Origin of the sequence: Marinimicrobium locisalis (genome assembly GCF_039822625.1) — a bacterium.
GTDB classification, from domain to species: domain Bacteria; phylum Pseudomonadota; class Gammaproteobacteria; order Pseudomonadales; family Cellvibrionaceae; genus Marinimicrobium; species Marinimicrobium locisalis.
On record NZ_JBDLLG010000004.1, the window covers coordinates 173,521 to 193,142 of the forward strand.

The following is a 19,622-nucleotide window of genomic DNA, read 5'->3' on the forward strand; positions in this document are numbered from 1 at the left end:
AGGTCTTCATGTTTTCGGTTCGTCTTTCAAGGCCAGCGGCAAGCCCGCGACCACCAGCGTTACCGTCTCGCAAAAAGGCGTCAACGTTTGATGCAACCAGCCACTGGCATCAACAAACTGGCGGGACAATTCCCCCATCGGCACAATGCCCGAGCCGACTTCGTTGCCCACCAAAATCAGTGACAGCGGAGCGTCTTTCAGGCCTTCCAGCGCCTCGAGAAAACGGTCCCGTTCATAGGCCCAGCAGTTCATGTGCAGACAATTGCTAAGCCAGAGCGTGAGGCAATCCACCAGCACACAGACCTCGCGCTCTTTGTTGTCGAGCAGCACCCCGGCCAGATCCAGAGGTTCCTCTCGAAGCTGCCAGCGCGCATCTCGCCGGCTCTGGTGGGACTGAATGCGCCGCGCCATTTCATCGTCGTCGGCGTTGGCGGTGGCCACGTACAGCAGCTCTCCACCGGTACGCTCCGCCCACTCCAGCGCGCGCGACTCGGCCAGGCAACTTTTGCCGCTGCGGGCGCCGCCGAGAATCAGTTGTCGCATAAACTCCTCCTCGTAGGCTGTTGAAATACCAGCGGCGGGGCTAACGAGCCAGCACCACCGGCTTGCCCGACTGCGGGTGCGGAATCACATCCACCTCGGTATTAAACAGTTCACTCATCAGCGCCGAGGTCACCACCTCATCCGGCGCCCCGTAGGCCACCCGTCGACCGTCGTTGAGCGCCAACAGGTGGTCACTGTAAGCCGCCGCCAGGCTGATGTCATGGACCACCATCACAACCCCGACCCCACTATCGGCAAACTGTCGGATTGCCTGCATCAACTGACGCTGGTGCCCCAAATCCAAAGAGGTGACCGGTTCGTCCAATAACAGCAACCGATCCGCGCCGGTGTCCGGACGCCAAATTTGGGCCATGACCCGAGCCAGTTGCACCCGTTGTTTTTCACCTCCGGACAGTGATGGGTAGAGGCGGCCCTCCAGATGGTTCACATCCAGTGCCGTCATGGCGGCATGGCATACCTCCCGATCCACCGCCACCCCGGTGCTGTGGGGAGTGCGCCCCAAAGCCACCACTTCCCCCACGGTAAAGGGAAACGATAAGGGGTTGGCCTGGGTAAGCACTGCCATCGCCAGGGCCCGTTCGGCGGCTTGCCAGTCCGAGAGGGGCTGATCGTTGAACCGCACCTGCCCCGCCGAGGCTTCCAGGTCCGCGCTGATGGCTCGCAACAGTGTGGTTTTGCCCGCACCGTTGGGACCGATAATCGACAGAATTTCTCCCGGCGCCACCGACAGGGACACCTCCCGTACCAGCTCGCGCCGGTCAATCTCAAGGGTAAGGTGGTCAATCCGCAACAGGGGCATTTAAAAACCCTCCTGCCGGCGGCGGCGAAGCAACGAGATAAAAAACGGCGCGCCCAGCAGCGCGGTCACCAGCCCCACGGGCAGCTCCGCCGGAGCCATGGCGGTGCGGGCCACGGCGTCCGCCAACAACAAGAGCACCGCGCCGCCCAACGCCGACAGCGGCAACAACACCCGGTGGTCCGGCCCGACCCAGAGGCGCACCATGTGCGGCACCACCAGGCCCACAAAGGCGATACTGCCGGAGACGGCCACGGCGAGCCCGACGCCCGCCGCCACCAGAACGATCAGTCGCGTTTTAAGCCGTTCCACGTCAATGCCCAGGTGCCGCGCCTGAGACTCGCCCAGCAACAGGGTGTTCAGCGCCCGACCAAAGGCCGGCACCGCCGCCAAGATCAGCAGCAACACCACGCACGACAGTCCCGCGCGAGTAAAATTGGCGCCATCCAGCCCGCCCATGCGCCAGAGGCTCATGCGCCGCAGCATTTCATTATCCGCAAAGTAGTCGAGCAAGCCCGTGGCGCTGGCCGAAAGCGCCGAAACCGCGATGCCCATGAGCAACATGGTGGCCACGGAGGTGCCGTTGATGCCGGTAGCCACCCGGTACACCAGCCAGACCGTGACCAGGCCGCCGAGAAAGGCCCCGAAAGACACCAGGGTTACGCCCGCGATGCCGCCTAACAGACTGCCCAGGCTGGCGCCCACCACAATCATTACACTCGCCCCCACCGAAGCACCGGCGGTGACGCCAATGAGCGACGGGTCGGCGAGGGGGTTGCGAAACAGCCCCTGCAAAATGGCGCCGCAGATGGCGAGAATGGCACCCACGCTCGCCGCCAGCAGCGCGCGCGGCAAACGCAGGGACTGCACAATCAGCGCCAGGTGCTCGGGCGTATCACCCCCGAACAACGCTTGCACAACCACCCACGGCGATAGCGAGACCGACCCCAGTAACAACGCCAGAATAAAACTGACCACCAGGCCCACAGATAGGCCAATGGTGCCCTGGCGGCGCCGGCGCGCCCGTTGCTGTGCCGGAATCACCATTTCAACTTACCTTCGCCTGATGGGATCCGGCCGCGCGGTGCCAGCGCTGCAGCCAGTCGGGCTCGAGGTGCTCGGCCAAGGTGTCCGCCAACCGATCCAGAGACTGTTCACGCCGCTCGGCAATGGACACCGTCGAACCGGTCGCGACACCGACCCAGTGAAACAGGGCTTTCTGCACCGCGGGTTGATCCAGAATACCGTGCACATAGGTGCCGATCACTTGCCCGTCATCGCTGATGGCGCCTTCGGGCTCACCGGAAGAGAGGGTTAACAGAGGTCGCCGGAGCGCCTCGCCACGGGAGCGGCCACAGTGAATTTCATAGCCGGCAAACTCAGCATCGGCGCCACCGGGAAAGGCCAACCGGCCAGAAACATTGTGAAGCTGTTTGCCCGGCTCCAACACGGTTTCAAAGGGCAAAAAACCCAAGCCGCGGCTCTCCCCGCGCTGGCCTTCCACGCCATGGGGGTCGGCAATGCGCTGGCCCAGCATCTGATAGCCGCCGCAAAGGCCCAGGACCTTTCCGCCGTAGCGCAAGTGCCGCTGCAAGTCCTCATCCCAACGGCTGTCGCGCAGCAGGTCCAAGTCCCGCCGCACGCTCTTGCTGCCGGGCAGAATAACCCAGTCACAGGCGGGCAAGCGCTCGCCGGGCTGGACCCAAAGCAGTTCCACCTCGGGGTTCAAACGCAGGCTATCGAAATCGGTGTGATTGCTGATTCGGGAAAACACCGGCACCGCCACCCGCAACCGGGCGTCGGCCTTGGGGGCGCTGTCGGTGAGGGCATCTTCGGCATCCAGATAAAGCTCACGCAGGTAAGGTAAAACGCCCAACACCGGCTTGCCGGTCTTGCGCTCCAGCCAATCCAGTCCGGGTTGCAACAACGCCAGATCCCCCCGAAAGCGGTTGATCACAAAACCTTCCACCCGTGCCCGCTCGGACTCGGACAATAACTCCAGCGTGCCCACCAGATGGGCAAAGACACCGCCTTTATCGATATCCGCCACAAGAATCACCGGGCAGTCCACCGCCTCGGCAAAACCCATGTTGGCGATGTCGTTCTCGCGCAGATTGATTTCCGCCGGGCTGCCCGCTCCTTCGGCAATCACCGCCGAAAAGTGTTCGCTCAAACGTTTGTGGGAAAGCCGCACGGCCTCCAGGGCTCGTTGCTTGTAGCCGTGGTAGGCGCCGGCTTCCATAGTCGATAGGGCGTGGCCCTGAACAATTACCTGCGCACCGGTATCGCTGTTGGGCTTAAGCAAAACCGGATTCATCTCGGTGTGCGGGTCCAGGTAGGCGGCCCGCGCCTGTAGCGCCGTGGACCGGCCGATCTCACCGCCGTCCACCGTTACCGCACTGTTCAGTGCCATGTTCTGCGGCTTGAACGGCGCCACCGACCCGCCGGTGCGCGCCAACAGGCGACACAGGCCCGCCACCAGCGTGCTCTTACCGGCGTCGGAGGTGGTACCCTGCACCATCAAGGTGGCCACGACTCAGTAGTCCACACCCTTGCGAGCCTTGATGCCCGCGCGGAAAGCATGCTTGACGTCTTTCACTTCGGAGACAGTATCCATCAGCTCCTGCAGCGCGCTACCGCCACCCCGGCCGGTAACCACCACGCTCTGCTCGCTCGGGCGGTTCTTAATAACCTCCAATACTTTTTCTTCGTCCAGGTATTTGTAGGCAATCATGTAGGTCAGCTCATCCACTACCACCAGTTGGTAGGCCGGATCTTTCAGCATGGCCTCGGCTTGCGCCCAGGTACGCTCGGCCGCCGCAATATCACCGCTGCGGTCCTGGGTATTCCAGGTAAACCCCGTGCCCATCTGGTAGAAGGTCACCTGCGGGCAGTGATCCCGCACATAGAGTTCTTCCCCGGAGAGCTGCTCACCTTTTATGAACTGGACCACGCCCACTTTCTGGCCATAACCCAGCGCGCGCATCACCATGCCAAAGGCGGAGCTGGATTTGCCCTTGCCGTTGCCGGTCAGTAGCAGCGCGATGCCCTGCTCCTGCTGGGCTTCGGCAATGCGAGCATCCACTTTGGTTTTCTGTTTCTGCATGACGGCTTTATGCCGCTGGGCTTTTTGATCGTCATCGCTCATGGGTTGGGCCTTTATTTAGAAAGTGAATTCCACTCCGGCGTAACCGGCGGCGCCGGAGGTGTTGTAGTAACCGGTCAAATTGTTGTTGCTGTCGTAGCTCGGCACTTCCACGTAGTCTTCATCCAAAACGTTTTCGCCCCGCACGTAGACCACGATACCCTCGAGCACCTGGTAGCGGACGTTGGCATTCAACACTTGGTAGTCATCGAGCTGGACGTCGCCTTCGTAGCGGTCCCGAGCGGTGCGCCAGTCGAGGGCGATGGTCCAGTCGGATGTCGGTGTATAGCGCAAACCTATGTTAGCGAGATGCTTGGGCTGGCGCGAACGGGGGCTGCCATCCTCGGCCTCGGCATCCACATAGGTGTAGTTACTGTTTAATTGCCACCGGTCGGACAGGGGCCACTGGCCAATCAATTCCAGACCGCGGGACTCACTGCTTTGCTCACTTTGCAGATAACCGGAATAGCTGACCAGATCAAAGTAGATTTCGTGGTCAATGGTCTGGTCGAACAGAACAGCTTCAAGATGGACGCCTTCGTCTCCCAGGTATTCGATGCCCACATCCATACCCAGGCTTTCTTCCTGATTCAACGGCGCCAGGTCAGTATTGTTTTGCGAGCGGTTATAGTCGATTTCAAACAGGCTGGGAGCACGGAAGCCGGTCCCCACGCTGGACTTGAGCTTCACCACGCCGTGACTGAGCTTGGGAAACAGGTAAGCCGCGCTGACACGGTAGCTGGTATGGCCGCCGAAGTCTTCGTTGTCGTCCTGCCGAATACCCGCCGTCAGGTATACCCGTTCGGCATAGGCGCCCTGATACTCCAAGTAAGCGCCCTGCTGTTCCCGTCCCAGTTCGTTCACCTCATCCTGACGGTGTTCGGCGCCGTAGACCAGAGAGTGCGTTTCGCTCAACGTCACATTGCCATTCAGCTCCCACTTGGCAATAGAGCCTTCGGTGTCGTAAGAGACTTCACCGCCGGCGTAATTGGCGCGCTCCACATCGGTTTGGGAGTAGGCCAGAGTATTCTCACCCTCAGTGGTACTGTGTGTAAGGCTGCCCCGCAGGTTTTGTTGATCAAAGTAGCCGACGCAGTCGTTAATGGTGGGAAAACCACAGCGATCGATTTCGGTGGTTGAATCGGTATCCCGAACTACCAGCTGAGCTCGCAGCTGCGGGTCGATATTCCAGCCACCTCTGGCGTGTACAGTGGTGTTCTCATAACCATCATCGTCGGTTAGCGTCTCTTCCCCCGGGTTTTCCTGATGAAACGCATTAAAGCCATCGGTGTCGACCTGAGCGGCGGAGAGGTAGAAGTCCCCCCGCTCGCCACCGCCACCGATAAAGCCCGAGTTTTTGCGGCTGTCGTAACGGCCCGCTTCCAGGCTGACCCCGGCCTTGCGGCCCTGGGTGACTTGGTCAGTAGTGATATTGAGCACGCCCCCGGCGTCGGCGCCGTACATCATGCCCTGGGGGCCGCGCAGCAGCTCCACCCGCGCGATGTTGCTGTTCAAAAGGTGCTGAACCTGGGCGCTGGGCTGAGTGGTGGTGGGGTCAGAAATATCCACGCCATCGATGCGGACCAAAGTGCGATGCCCTTCCTCGCCGCGAATGCGGATTGAGCTGGCCTTGCCCATGCCTCCGGTATTACTGATGGCCACCGATGGAAGCGTGCGCAGCGCATCGGCCAGGGAGGGCGTACCCAGAGTTTTCAATGCCTGTTCATCCAATACCGAGACCGAGCTGCCGACCTGGCGCAGCGGCATTTCCGTACGGGAGGCAACCACCACCAGAGTTTGATCGGGGGCTTCGCCGGTGACCGGCGTGGTTTCGAGGGTTTGCGCCATTACGGGCGCGGCGGTGCTGACAGCGATAATGGCTGCCGACAGAAAAGACGGTTTAAACACAGTCGTTCCCCTATGTTAAGAATCGAACACGGGGAGGGAGGAGTAGCAAAACGACTCGGCCGGGGCGTGGGCCCACAGCGCGGGAACAATTGCCGGATGGTAGCCCTCCGCTCCATCTCAGGACGCCGCCCCAAGGGGTGGCGCCGGCGACAAACGGCCGGTATCGGGCTGACAAGGCTCTTGAAGAACGAACCTTGATCACCGTTGCGGGGGCAGCGCTGGATTGTCCAGACTTCCCGTTTAACCCATTCAGCGCTCCGGACTTGCGTCCGGGGGCTCAGGGCACCGTGTGTCGATGGAGCGCAATGTAGGCGAGCGACGCGTCAAAGTCAACGCGCCCGTTCGCCCCTACCTACTCTGGCAAGGACAGCGCCCCTAGGGGATACCCAAAGGGGTGACCGCCTCGGGGTTACTCTTCGGTCAGGCGGACATAGGCCCGGTAACGGTCCCGGATATGGCGGACGTAGTTCACCGGCTCCTGCCCCCGCACAAACCCGAAGCGGGCGTGCTGATAATACTTTTTCTGCGAGAGCAACAACATGGCCCGCTCGACGTGGTTAAACCACTGGTCCGGGTCCCAGCCCTTTTGGTCAGCCAGGCGTCGGGCGTCGCGCACATGGCCCACTCCGGCGTTGTAGGCGGCCAGGGAGAACCACATCTGTTGTTCAACCGGTAGCCGTTCGGGGAAGCGATAACGCAGCCATTCCATGTATTTCACGCCGGCATGCACGCTGATTTTCGGGTTATCCATCGGGTACAGTCCCAGCTCCTTGGCGGTACGGGGCATAACCTGCATTAACCCTTCGGCCCCCACCCAGGAGACGGCATCCGGGTCGAACTCACTTTCCTGGTACATTTGCGCCAGGATCAAGCGCCAGTCAAAATCATACTGCTCGCCATAGGCCTTGGCGAGATCATCCCACCGGGACAAACCTTTCCCCTCGCCCAGGTCCACGCGGCCTTCGCGATGAGCTTTGATGCGGGAGTGGTCTTCAAAATACCGCTTATAAAAAATGTTGTAGTGCAGCCCTCGGTACTCCTTATTCCAAAAGCTATTGATCGCTTCGAGCAACCGAGGGTTGTTCTGTCGCACCGCCCAGGAGTGGCTGATGGGTTCACCCAGAGAGAGCAGCCCGGTTACATCATCTCTCCAGGTCAGCTCGGACCGCAGAATGTGACTGTCCGCTATGGTCAAATCAAAGTCACCGTCCGCCACCCGATCGATGATTTGCTCGGTTTCCATAGTGTCCGGCACGGCTTCCAGCTCCACATCAATACCCTTTTTGCGCAACGCTTCGGCGGTATCCCAGTAGCTGCTGGAGCGCCGTAAATGTAGGGTGCGGCCCGCGAGCGCTTCGGCGCTCTCCAGCTCGGTTTCTCTGGCCTGCCCCACGACGGTTTCCGTCGCATAATGATAGGGGCGGGAAAACGCTACCTCTTCGGCGCGGTCGTCGGTACGGGTCATAAACGCAGCCACAAGGTCTCCCTTGCCTTCCCGAAGCATGGGGATCATTTCATCGTGACTGTCGGGCACCACCATTTGCAGGCGCACGCCCAAGCTGTCGGCGAAGCGTTTCGCCAGCTCGTACTCAAAACCTACCAGCTTACCGCGGTACAAATAATAGGTGGCGGCGTTATTGCGCGTAATCACCCGCAGCACTTTGCGTTCGAGAATACCTTGTAAGTCTTCGGTGTGGTCGTCAACGTCCGAGCGGGTCAAGCGTTCACGGGTCAGAAAACGGTTTAACGCGACCAGCAGGTCCGGGTTGTCCGGGCGCACGGCCCAAGCCAGCGGACGCCGCTCCCCCAAGGCAAAGCGGGTTTGCACGTCGTCTCGATAAGTACGCACGATCTCCATCACATTGCTGTCCTGGAGTGCGAAGTCATATTGGCCGTTGACCAATCCATCCAGCACGTCATCACTGGTCAGTGTCGACTCCAAGGGCACAATCTCGACGCCCTCCTGATCAGCCAAGCGCTCTTGCGCCAGCTCCCAGAAGCTAGTCCCGCGCATCACGCCCACCGAATGCCCTTTAAGGCCGGCCACCTCCTTTACCCTCGGACCGCTCGCCTGACCAACAATCACTTCCCGCGTTTGGTCGATGCTCAACGTAAAGGCGGCACGCTCCGAGCGCGACTCGGTCACTGTCAAGTTGGCCGCGACCACATCGCCCTTGCCTTCCAACAAGGCCGTCAGCAAATCACCGTAAGAGGTGACGGGGACCAGCACGGGCTCCATCCCTTGCTCCCGAGCAAACCGTTGAGCCATTTCACGCTCGAGATCCAGAGGGTAACCGGCTCGGGGCAGATAATTGTCCGCATACTGATGGACCACTATTCGCAACTGTCCCCGTTTTTTCAGCGCTTTAATGTCACCCTTCTCTACATAACTGGACTTGGCGCCGGGTAAGATCACCCCCTCTCCAGACTGCCGAGAGGACGGAGAGTCCTGGCTGCAACCCAGCAGTACCGCCTGTGACATCAATAAAAAAAGTAGAAAAAAGCGCATATTCTCCCCTTTGAACCGGCTGTGACTCCAAATTGTCTACGCTCAGTGTATCCTTACAGACCAGCACAACGCCAACAACGACACGACTGATCATTGATAAAAAGGAGCGGGGCATGAAGCGAGTCGTCTCTGTATGGAGTCTTCGATCTTTAACGGTACTACTCATCCCGGCATTATTCAGCCTCGCGCTTAGCGGTTGCCAGCGAACCGAAACCGATACCTCGGAGGCCCTCACGCCGCAGGAGACCGACGCGCTACTCAACCAGCTCCCGCCGATGGAAACTTCAGGCGCCAGCACCGACAAAACGGTCCAGAGCGACACGCCGCCTCCGCCCTCAACCGAAAAAGCCACCAAACCGGCTTTTCCCGAAACCGACGCACCAGAGGCCGGCCCCGCCCAAGCGCCAGAGATTGTACGCTTTGCTCCCCAGGGCGAAGTGGAGCGGGCGGCCATGATCAGCATCACCTTTTCCGAACCGATGATCCCTGTCGGTCGCCATGCCGACGCCCAGGATAAACCCCTCCCAATCGCCATTCGCCCGAAAGTGGAGGGCGAATGGCGCTGGCTGGACACCAAGAGCCTGGTCTTTGAGCCCACCGCCGAGGCGCTGCCCATGGCCACGGAATACACCGTGAGGGTCGCGAAAGACATAACCTCCGCCAACGGCCAAAAACTCAGCGAGCCAAGAGAGTGGCAATTCGCCACCGCCCCCCTGCAAGTCACGGCGTTTCACCCCGACGCCAGAACCCCCACCTCCAATCAGCCGGTGCTGATTCTGGTCTTCAACCAAGCCGTCGAGCCAAGCTCACTGATGGACCACCTGGTACTGCAAGCCAACGGGGAGACATATGCCTTAACCCAGGCCGACAACGCCGCGCTTGAGGAGGAGCACCCCAAGCACGTTATTGATTCACTGCAAGAGCAGCACTGGGTTGCCGTCACGCCCAAAGACCCGCTGCCCTGGAGCCAACGGTTCACTCTAGAACTAAAAGCCGGTGCCTCGGCAAAACACGGCCACCGAGCCACACCTGGCGCTCAAAGCCATAGCTTTAGAACCGCGGGCCCGTTACAGCTCACCAACATTCACTGTGGTCACGGCGATGCCTGCCACCCGGACAGCGGCATTTCCGTCGGCCTGAGCCATGGATTGGCCGAGGACTGGGACGAGTCCTTGTTCACTATTTCGCCCGAGGTGGAAGACCTGAACATTAACCACCATGGCAACCGCTTTTACCTGCGAGGTTCATTTACACCCAACACCGAATACACCTTGAGGTTAAAAGCCGGCACGGAAGACCGTTTCGGTCGGGTGCTGGAAAATGATCTAACCACCCGCGTGAAAGTGGGCGATTATCCGCCCGGGTTCAGCTTGCCGGGCGATACGTTCATCACATTGCCGGGTGCCCATGCAAGCGTGCCGATCATAAGCCGTGGCATTAAGCAACTGAATGTAGAAATTCGCCACGTTAAACCGAAGGACTGGCAAACGTTTCTGGATTATCGTCGGCAATACCTCCGAAATGACGAGCAAGCGGCACTGCGCAAGCCCGGCGAGCTGGTAGAAGAGCGTGCCATCAAGGTACAGAACACCTCCAAGCCCTATGACCAAACCAACCTTTCGCTAAAAAAGGCATTAAACGAGGCCGGTTTTGGCCACCTCGTGCTGTTTATTAGCTCACCAGATATCAAGACACCGCCAGACCGATATACGGAAAGCCACTTCAACGCCGCCGGAACCTGGATTCAAGTCACCAACCTGGGGGTAAGCACCTATGCAGAACACAACCAGTTCACCGCCTGGGTGACCGAACTGGAAAGCGGCCGCCCCGTGAACGGAGCCAAGGTTAGCGCTGGGAAACAGTCTGGCGAAACGAACCCCAAGGGGTTAGCCGAACTACCGGTTGGCGAACCGGAGAACCGGGCGCCGCTTGAAGTCATCAATGAGCTGGATCATGCCCTGTTTCCAGACCACTCCCATTACACCTCCGCAACCCATGACCGCGGCTACTATCGATACCCAACCTTTGTCTTTACCGACCGTCAGCTCTACCAGCCGAGAGAAACCGCTCACTTCAAAGGGCTAGTACGCCACCGGCAATGGGGCACTGACGGCGACATTCGCTACCCGGAGGAGATTACGCACATTGAGTGGACCGTCTATGATGGGCAATCAAATGAGCTGGCAACCGACAAAACGCGTATCAGCGAGAACGGCAGCTTCGACATCGCGGTGTCGATACCCAAAAAGGCCTCGTCAGGGTTTGGGGAGCTCGCGTTTACTCTGTTCAAAGGCGAAAAAGAAGTTGACCAGTTCGGGGGTTCCCACCGCTTCGCCATCGAAGAATTCCGCCGCCCGGAATATCAAGTCCACCTCGAGTTCAGCACCGATGATTTCTTGCCCGGCCAGTCTCTAAGTGCCACCACCAGTGCAAACTACTACGCTGGCGGCCCCTTGCCCAACGCGCCGGTTGAGTGTCGACTCAACTTGAGGAGCACCCACTATGCCCCTCCCGGTTGGCCCGGCTACCGATTCGGACGCTGGCAACCAGTATGGGCAAGAAGTGTATGGCCCGCGCCGCAGAAAGTGGTATGGGAGCGCTCCGTCAGCGGACAAACCAACGCCTCCGGCGAACATCAATTGGTGCTGGCACCCGGGTCGGATTTCGATTTTTCTGAGCTTTTTTACACCCACCGTCTAAAAGCCACGGCCAACGTCTCAGACGTCAACCGCCAACAGTGGAGCGCGGCAGGCGAGATACTGGTTCACCCCGGTAACGTCTACGTCGGGCTTCGTACCCCAACGTTCTTCTCCAAGGTCGATGAATCCGTCGCCATCCAATGGGTGGCTGTCGGTATTGACGGCCAAACCGTTAAGGCAGGAACCCCGGATATTATAGTCGAGCGCCTGGAGTGGGACGACGGTGACTGGGTGGCGCAAGGTGTTACTCCGTGCAAACCCAGCGGGGAACACTCTGGTTGTGAATTTGTACCGAAGAAAAGCGGCAACTACCGGGTAACCGCCACCATTAGCGATAAAGAAGGTCGAGAGAACCGAACGCAACTGACCGTCTGGGTCGCCGGTGATTCAGGGGAAGGGTTTCCCTCCCCCAAGGAAGAGCCCGAAATCCAGCTGATCCCGGGTAAGGAAGAGTACTCTCCGGGAGATACCGCTCGCATTCAGATTCAGACCCCGTTTGCGCCCGCCGACGCCTTGCTGACCGTACAACGGCAGGGACTGGTTGAGTTGCAATACCAACGGTTGGACGAGGGGCTCTATACGCTGGATATTCCCATTAAGGAAACCTCTGTCCCAGCGTTAACCGTTACTGCCGAAGCTCTTGGAAGGTCAGCCGAGGGTGAGCAGCTCCCTCAACACGCTTTCAACGAGCTTACCCTTCCGGTCAGCACCGACAGCCGGAAGCTAACCGTCAATGTACGGCCCAAAACGCCGTCTCTTAAACCGGGAGAAACCGCTAGCGTCGCCGTTACGGTCACCAACTTAAACGGGGCCGCCGCTAGCGGTGCAGAGCTGACGTTCTACGCGGTTGATCAATCCGTGCTAGACCTTGCGGATTACGAGCTGCCCTCACCGCTAAACGCCTTCTACACCAGGATAGCGGACGGTGTCACCGAATATCATTCACGGAACCAGTCCATCACATTATCAGCCACTCCGCCTCCCGAACGCCTGGAAGAAGCACGAATGAGCGCCGACATTCAAACGCGATATGAGGCGGCAACCCCCGCTGACGCCCCTCAATCCACCACCGCTGTACGCTCCAACTTCAGCGCTTTGGCCACGTTCGAGTCCACCGTCAAGCTGGACCAACAGGGCAAGGCAAAGGTGTCGTTTGAACTGCCCGACAACCTAACCCGCTATCGCCTCATCGGCGTTGCCCACACCGAACAACAGTTCGGCACGGGAGAGGCGCAGATTGAGGCCGGCCTGCCCCTGATGGTTCGCCCGTCCCTGCCCCGGTTTCTCAACCTGGGAGACAAAGCCGAGCTGCCGGTGGTGGTGCAGAACACCACGGATAAACCGATGACCGTCGAGCTGGCCGCCCGAGCGAGCAACTTGACGCTGACCGGCGCTCAAGGTCGGCGGCTCACCATTCCCGCCAAGGACCGAAAGGAGGTGCGCTTTACCGCCGAGCCCATGCAGGTGGGCGATGCGACGGTACAGGTTATCGTGAAGTCCGGCCGCCATGAGGACGCGGCGGAAGTTTCTCTGCCCGTGCAGCGGCCGGCCACGGATGAGGCCTTTGCCCAATACGGCAGCCTCACCGGGGGCAACGAGTTCCTACAAGTGTCGGTGCCGGAGAATGTCTACCCCGACTTTGGGGGTCTGAGCCTGACCACTAGCAATACGCAGTTTCAGTCCCTGAGCGATGCGTTCCTGTACCTGATGAAATACCCCTACGGCTGCTCAGAGCAAATCGCATCGCGACTAATGGCCATGACGGCCTTGGAAGATTTGCTTCAAGCGTTTCACGCCGAGGGTTTACCGGACAAAGCCGAGATCGAAAAAAGCGCTCGGGATATTCTCACCCGGCTGGAAGAGCTGCAAAACCGGGACGGGGGCTGGGGGTTCTGGACTCGCAATGGGGACTCCCAAGCGTATCTGTCCGTGCACATTACCCACGCGTTGCTTCGCGCCCGAGAGGCCGGTTATGACGTGCCCGAGCCCCTGCTCAAAGACGCTTTGGCCTACACCCAAAAGGCGGGGGACAACCTACCCAAAAACATGGAAACTCGACCGGCCAACAGCGTTAAGGCTTACAGCTTATATGTTCGGTCGCTCGCCGGTGAATCCATCGCCCAGGCCGCTATTGAGCTTTTTGAGCGCACCGAAGAAAAAGCCCTGGGGATCGAAGCCATGGGGTGGTTGCTGAGCACGGTCGCGGACCACAAGCCGGCGGAAGCCATGCGCGTAGAGCTACTCCGTCGGCTTAACAACCAACTTCGGGAAACCGCCGCCACCGCGTCCTTCGTGGAAGATTACAATGACGGCGGCGGCCATTGGGTACTGCACGGCAGCCGCCGCACCGACGCGGTGGTACTAGAAGCGCTGCTCACCGCCCACCCCAAGAGCGACCTGATTGAAAAGCTCTCACGGGGCCTGCTCAATGACCGTCGCGACGGCCACTGGGGCAACACCCAGGAAAACGTGTTCGCGCTCCTGGCGCTCAAACGCTACTTCCTGGCCCGCGAGACAGACGTTCCCAACCTCACGGCGCGTGCGTGGCTGGGCGAACAGTTCCTGGGGGAGCATCGCTACCAGGGCCGCGAGGCCCAAACGAACACCCATCGGGTGCCAATGAGTGAGCTGCAAAGTGGCGACAGCGCGCCCACCGTGGCCCTGCAGCACCAGGGCCAAGGTCGCCTTTACTATCGCCTGGGAATGGAATACGCCCCGGAGAGCCTGCGGCTGGAAGCGGCACGGCACGGGTTTCAGGTGGAGCGGCACTATGAGGCCATCAATGACCCGAGCGACGTCACCCAGGCCAAAGACGGCACTTGGGAAGTCAAGGCCGGTGCCGCCGTGCGGGTCAGACTCACCATCACCCTACCTGCCCGACGTCACCATGTGGCCCTGACCGACCGGCTACCGGCGGGCTTCGAAGCGTTGAACCCCGCCCTGGCAACCACGGCCCAAACGCCCGACCGCGCACGGGGCATAAACCAGACACGGCCGGGCTTCTGGCACCCACACTGGTATCAGCACCAGCAGTTGAGAGACGATCGGGCCGAAGCCTTCAGCTCCGAGGTGGAGGCCGGCGTCTACGACTATGAATACACCGCCCTGGCCACCACCCCCGGGGAGTTCGTGGTGCCGCCCGCAAAAGTGGAGGAGATGTACCACCCGGAGACGTTCGCCCGCTCGGCTACCGAGACCGTAAGAATTATTGAGACGCCTTAGCAGGCTGTGCGCGACGCCATGGAGAAAATGCCGTTTGAGAGCGACGCTGGGGCGCAAATCACAGCCTTTGTGGTAGGCAATAAGTCTGACGGAAATGCTACAATTTCTAGAAGCAGACGTTCAAAAAGGAGTTCGCATGAAACCACACACCCCGAAACGTTCATTGGAGTGGATTTTTTCAGGCGTAATACTGAGTGCCTTATTATCTTGCAGTGTAGAAGCACCGGACACTTTTGAACCCTTGTTCTCCGGTATGCCGCAAGGAGAATTCATTGCCCGCAACTGCGTTCGTATCGACGGTTTTACAGTTCAAAAGAAAAGGAAGAGCGCGGAGTCAGAGCTTCGTGTTTATACCGGCAATGCGTGTAACGGAGCCACCGCTCACCGGGCCACACTCACCGGTGAAACCCTCTTCGCCGGCGTGTGGAATCACTATCTGGTTCTGGACCACGGTACGGGCGCGGACAGCCGGGAGATTGAACTTATCGACCTTACAGAGGCGAAAAAGCACTTTCGCACCGCGTATGTCAGAACCCCAGAGTTCTCAGGTGAATCCTTAAGTTACTACAAACCGACCGGAGAAACAGTCAGCCCCGAGAGCTGCGAGACGACACCCGAAAAAGCTCAGACCTGGGCCCAAAAGGGCCTCGATGTCGGCAAGGCCACAAAGATGACTTTTCGCTCAGGCACCGCCGGGGCCACTGTAGAACCGGAAACCACCTGCTACCCTATCCAGTAACGGTAGCATGGTGGTTCAACAACAGGCAGGTTCCTACCATGAGCAATTCCGAAGGCAACCTAATTGTTTACTACGATGGCGCCTGCCCCCGCTGCGTGGCCGATCGAAAGCGCTACGAACGCATAGCGGGCAAAGCGGGCGAGACCGTCCAGTGGTTCGATATCACCGGCCGCGATGAAGAGCTGAAAAAAGTGGGAATAGACCCTGAAAAGGCGTTGCGCGAACTCCATGTGCGGGATGCCCACGGAAACATTCACCGGGAGCTGGATGCCTACATTCTGCTGATGCGGCGGACTTGGCTGTTGCGCCCCCTCGCATGGCTGATCGGGCTACCCGGCATTCGAGCACTCATCTCCCGCTGTTACCATGCCTGGGTGGACCGCCGCTTGCGCGCGAGTGGACGGGGCTAAGGCGGCCAGAAATGAAAAAGGCAGGACTTAATTGTCCTGCCTTTTCCGGTTTCGCCTCACTACGATACGGTATAGAAGGCGCCGTTAGACGTAGAAGTCCAGCTCTTCCTGGCGTTTCAGTAGATCCCGCATTGTGATCGGATCATCACCGAAGAAGAACAGCAGGCCCCAGTGAGTACCGAAGGCCGAGCGGTCCGGCACGGTTTCTTCGGTGGGTTCCATCAGCTCGTGGGATTCGAAGTAAGGATGCTCGGTGGTCTCCTTGGGCATCTCCAACTTGCTGACCACGCGCCGCCGTGGATAAACGCCAAAGCAACCCGCATAGCCTTTCGCATCCTCCACCTCTTTGGGGAAAAATGCTTCGACTTCCTCTTTGGTGCTTTTGGGGTCAAAGACCAGCATCGAGGCTTGATAGGCACTGAAACCATAAGCGCGCTCAATAAGCTCGAAGGCTTTAAAGCCCGGCGGGCGATAGGCCACCTCGCCGAAGTACATCTCACCATCCGAGGCCACAAAATACTCGGGATGAATAAGCCCGAACTGAATGTCGAACGTCTTAATCAGCTTCTTAATCTGCTGGGTAATCGCATTGCGCCAGCTTTCAAGCTCCCTTGTGGCGGGAACAAACACCGAATAGCCCAATGTCACGTACTCGGAGATATTGAGAAACTTGATCTCGCCCTCGTGAATCCAGGCCTCCACGGCGAACTCCCACCCGTCCAGGTGGCTTTCCATCAACAACGGATACTCTTCGGCCGGGATACTGTCAATTTCCTCGATTTTGCGAATCATCCGGTGCCCCAGGCAGCCGGCTTTATCGAACGCCTTAACGTGAATCGGGTCATCCGGGTCACCGTCAAGCTTGAGCAATGTCTGGTTCACACGCTTCATAAAGCGAATGATATCGTCCTTCTCGTGGGCTTCCTCGAAGATCCCCACACGAATACCGCCCAGCTGGGCGCGGCGCTTCATAAGGGCCTTATCCCGAAACAGGATCGACTGGCCGTACATCCGTGGGTTATTCATAAGCACGGAGTTAATCGCCCCCGACCATTCGACGGTTTCCTCAAACAGTGGTACGGCCACATCAACACCTCTGGCCTTGAGCGTTTCCGCAATTTCCAGGGAACGATCATTCAGGCGCACAAAATCCCAGGGGATGTAAGGAATCTTGTTGGCTTCGCAAAAGTCAGCCGCCCAGTCTGGGGCAACGACCACGTAGCGGCGGTCAAACTTTTGCGCGGCCTTAATGGCATTGACGCTCCAGCCCAAAAGCGCGATATAGCCCTTGTTGGGGTCTTTTGGCGTCTCAGTACCTTTAACCGAATCCATCGTCGGATCGATCCAGCCTGAAACGTCATTCGGTGTGGGAGTTTCTTCTGATTTGGACATGTGGGGCTCTCCTTTTGCGTTGATAATAAACGGGCGCTCGCTTACCTATCGCTCCGTAAAGCTCGCCATTGTTCTGGGTTGAGGTGACGATCTCCTGCCCCCCAAATTCTGACCACTATTGAGTAGTGAGATTAAAAAGTATAGACGTATTTCCCAGCTCGGACCGGGCGCGAGTTTAACGCGCCGCCATTGTCGCCCAAGAACTCAACGGCGCTAGATGTGTACGCTCCACGTTCCTTTATAGCTCACTCGATGTCAAATTCATTCGAGAGGGAGATACTCCGACCATATCCGGTGTAACCGCCTTTCGTGATGAGGAGCCCAAGCGGAGAGCCCCGCCCCACGCGGTCAGCATGGCAAAATAAAAACTGTGAACTAGCTCACATGGCAGAAGTTTCTTTGAGCGGGAACCCTGTTGAGGGTTGCAGTAAAGTGCTAACTTTAGGTATTATTATCGACAACGATCCAAACGAAACAAGGAGATAGTTAATGATTTACCCGCCACAATCCGGACACGCCGTCATAGTAGATAACAGCTCAAGGCCATAAAGAATGGGTTAAATCCTTCATGGCTTTTTTAATAAAGAAATTAGCTGTGGTAACCACCATGGCCATCCTATCCGTTGCCGGAACGCTGTACGCGTCGTTTAGCCTAGTAAGCGACGCAACCTCACAAAGCGAGGCAATTGAAAACGGTACACCCCTCATCGTCATTAAAACGTTCCACAGCTACCTTCCTGGCACCATCATTATTGGAGCTGGGCTATTTCTTTGCTCAATGGCCCTCTACGCGATTCTCTACAGAGAGACGTTATACAAAAAACTAATGCCGATCTGCAACTGGATCGTCCTCATTGGAATAATAACCATCCCAATCGGCGGTGTCGGCATAAGCTATTACTGGCACTATGAAGCCAAAAATAATGGCTACGTAAAGTGCGGCCTTTTAGACAAAATATCCACCACAAAAATGCATACAAGCTATTGGGGAAAAGAGAAGTCATTTTGCAACAATATACAAGTCGCGAAAATAATCTCCGGGACCTCAATGCAAGATCTAGAACGAGCCAACTCCTACCTTCAACAGCAAATAGAAGAGAAAAAATAGCAGGCCCTATTAGATTCGTCTTGTCAACTGATTGAGGCCTGTTATTCAATGCCCTCTGGCTCCATCCGAGGCCAATTTTCCACTGTCACACCATTGTAGCAATCATCGTCACCGAAAGCCTGCTCTGGCTTTACCAGGCCACCACGTTTAACGTCATCAATCGAATAGAGCGCGCGCCATCCACAAGCGCCGGTGGCAGCGGACAAATGCAACAGCTCCACAACGTTGCCTTGATCGCCTTTATACAGCGTTCCCCTAATTAGGGTTCCGCCCTCCTCCGAGCCGTCTTCGTCCTTAGGAAGTGTCAACATAACAGGGGCCACCGTTTTATCTTCAGCATCGACCGTGTAGACATGAAAGGCATCTTGGTAGGCTCCAAGCGCACAGGTCAGAAGGAGTAGCTGTGTATTGGCGTCTAAACGAACCCAGTTCTTTCGGCGAGCCTCACTGCCTTGATTCTCAGCTTCACAACTCGCGATATCTAAGACGTCCAGCCACTCACTATGGGTGAGTGCTTCCCAGCGCTCTGGCAGAGTCTGGGCGGAAGTCCCGGATGAGCTACTTGCTGAATCGGTTCCTGCCGTCAAAGCCGTTTTTTCAGGCTGAACAGGAGTTTTCTCGTTACCGGCACACGCCGGAACAACGAGTGCCATCAACAAAATACAGACGTATTGGCAATTAAGCATAGTGGACAAACCTGTTAGTCGGCATCAATCGAAACAATTTCTGAGCAGACGAGGCGAAAAGGAGATCCTCGAACTGACGGGCTTCTTCTGCAATCTCTTCTGCATGGTCACTCCCGTTGATAATCCTCCGAGCGCCCACATAATCAGTTCGTTTCCCTGACAAAAACTGCGCCAAACTGGCATTGGCAAAAATTCCCTCTCTCATGCCGAGAGACATAATCTTATAAGCTATGTCCGGCTTCAGGGCATCATCGGGGTTTAGGTAGAGAGAATTCCCCAGGCCCAGCCTCTCCCCAATGTTCCTGTAATTGTAATCCCAAGTAAGCTGGACATACCCTCGACCATAATACACATTGGTCTTCTCTTTCCCGGTTATCGGGTTGTTAATGGCCATCTAAACTGACCCACCTCTGGCCAATAATTTTGACCCACCCCAGGTGGCTT

At 58.1% G+C, this 19,622-nt stretch carries 14 protein-coding genes and 1 riboswitch; of the genes, 4 read left to right on the forward strand and 10 right to left on the reverse strand.

The window, feature by feature from the left end:
* Nucleotides 1-6: 6 nt before the first annotated feature.
* The 7 genes from cobU to AAE514_RS04620 all read right to left on the reverse strand — a co-directional run bounded on the left by cobU (nt 7) and on the right by AAE514_RS04620 (nt 8,922).
* Nucleotides 7-543: a bifunctional adenosylcobinamide kinase/adenosylcobinamide-phosphate guanylyltransferase gene (cobU, locus tag AAE514_RS04590; protein WP_347330333.1), complete on the reverse strand. Its 537-nt coding sequence runs from the start codon at nt 541-543 to the stop codon at nt 7-9.
* 40 nt (nt 544-583) lie between these two features.
* Nucleotides 584-1,363 carry a heme ABC transporter ATP-binding protein gene (locus AAE514_RS04595; RefSeq protein WP_347330334.1) on the reverse strand — a complete coding sequence of 260 codons (780 nt, stop codon included), beginning with the start codon at nt 1,361-1,363 and terminating at the stop codon, nt 584-586.
* The gene (locus AAE514_RS04600; RefSeq protein WP_347330335.1) at nt 1,364-2,407 is read right to left on the reverse strand and encodes a FecCD family ABC transporter permease; all 1,044 of its coding nucleotides are present in this window, start codon (nt 2,405-2,407) and stop codon (nt 1,364-1,366) included.
* Nucleotide 2,408: 1 nt separating this feature from the next.
* Nucleotides 2,409-3,893: a cobyric acid synthase gene (locus AAE514_RS04605; protein WP_347330336.1), complete on the reverse strand. Its 1,485-nt coding sequence runs from the start codon at nt 3,891-3,893 to the stop codon at nt 2,409-2,411.
* A 3-nt stretch (nt 3,894-3,896) separates the two neighbouring features.
* Entirely contained in the window at nt 3,897-4,508 is a 612-nt protein-coding gene (gene cobO, locus AAE514_RS04610) for a cob(I)yrinic acid a,c-diamide adenosyltransferase (RefSeq protein WP_347330337.1), read from the reverse strand.
* A 15-nt stretch (nt 4,509-4,523) separates the two neighbouring features.
* Nucleotides 4,524-6,413, reverse strand: coding sequence for a TonB-dependent receptor plug domain-containing protein (locus AAE514_RS04615; RefSeq protein WP_347330338.1), 1,890 nt, complete (start codon nt 6,411-6,413; stop codon nt 4,524-4,526).
* 138 nt (nt 6,414-6,551) lie between these two features.
* Nucleotides 6,552-6,718: riboswitch (cobalamin riboswitch) on the reverse strand.
* A 104-nt stretch (nt 6,719-6,822) separates the two neighbouring features.
* On the reverse strand, nt 6,823-8,922 hold the full coding sequence (locus tag AAE514_RS04620) for an MltF family protein (RefSeq protein WP_347330339.1): 2,100 nt from the start codon (nt 8,920-8,922) through the stop codon (nt 6,823-6,825).
* Nucleotides 8,923-9,035: 113 nt separating this feature from the next.
* Between AAE514_RS04620 and AAE514_RS04625 the strand changes: the two genes are divergently transcribed.
* The 3 genes from AAE514_RS04625 to AAE514_RS04635 all read left to right on the forward strand — a co-directional run bounded on the left by AAE514_RS04625 (nt 9,036) and on the right by AAE514_RS04635 (nt 15,992).
* Nucleotides 9,036-14,843, forward strand: coding sequence for an alpha-2-macroglobulin family protein (locus tag AAE514_RS04625; protein ID WP_347330340.1), 5,808 nt, complete (start codon nt 9,036-9,038; stop codon nt 14,841-14,843).
* 136 nt (nt 14,844-14,979) lie between these two features.
* Nucleotides 14,980-15,582, forward strand: a complete 603-nt coding sequence (locus AAE514_RS04630) for a hypothetical protein (protein ID WP_347330341.1) — start codon at nt 14,980-14,982, stop codon at nt 15,580-15,582.
* Nucleotides 15,583-15,620: 38 nt separating this feature from the next.
* Nucleotides 15,621-15,992: a thiol-disulfide oxidoreductase DCC family protein gene (locus AAE514_RS04635; RefSeq protein WP_347330342.1), complete on the forward strand. Its 372-nt coding sequence runs from the start codon at nt 15,621-15,623 to the stop codon at nt 15,990-15,992.
* 84 nt (nt 15,993-16,076) lie between these two features.
* Here AAE514_RS04635 and AAE514_RS04640 read toward each other — a convergent pair whose 3' ends face one another.
* Nucleotides 16,077-17,384, reverse strand: a complete 1,308-nt coding sequence (locus AAE514_RS04640; RefSeq protein WP_347330343.1) for an ATP-grasp domain-containing protein — start codon at nt 17,382-17,384, stop codon at nt 16,077-16,079.
* 568 nt (nt 17,385-17,952) lie between these two features.
* Here AAE514_RS04640 and AAE514_RS04645 point away from each other — a divergent pair.
* Nucleotides 17,953-18,492, forward strand: coding sequence for a DUF1240 domain-containing protein (locus AAE514_RS04645; protein ID WP_347330344.1), 540 nt, complete (start codon nt 17,953-17,955; stop codon nt 18,490-18,492).
* Between the two features lie 41 nt (nt 18,493-18,533).
* Here AAE514_RS04645 and AAE514_RS04650 read toward each other — a convergent pair whose 3' ends face one another.
* The gene (locus AAE514_RS04650) at nt 18,534-19,178 is read right to left on the reverse strand and encodes a DUF1176 domain-containing protein (RefSeq protein ID WP_347330345.1); all 645 of its coding nucleotides are present in this window, start codon (nt 19,176-19,178) and stop codon (nt 18,534-18,536) included.
* A complete protein-coding gene (locus AAE514_RS04655) occupies nt 19,171-19,572 on the reverse strand; it encodes a hypothetical protein (protein ID WP_347330346.1) in 402 nt (133 codons plus the stop codon). Before AAE514_RS04655 ends, AAE514_RS04650 begins: the two co-directional genes overlap by 8 nt.
* Between the last annotated feature and the right edge of the window lie 50 nt (nt 19,573-19,622).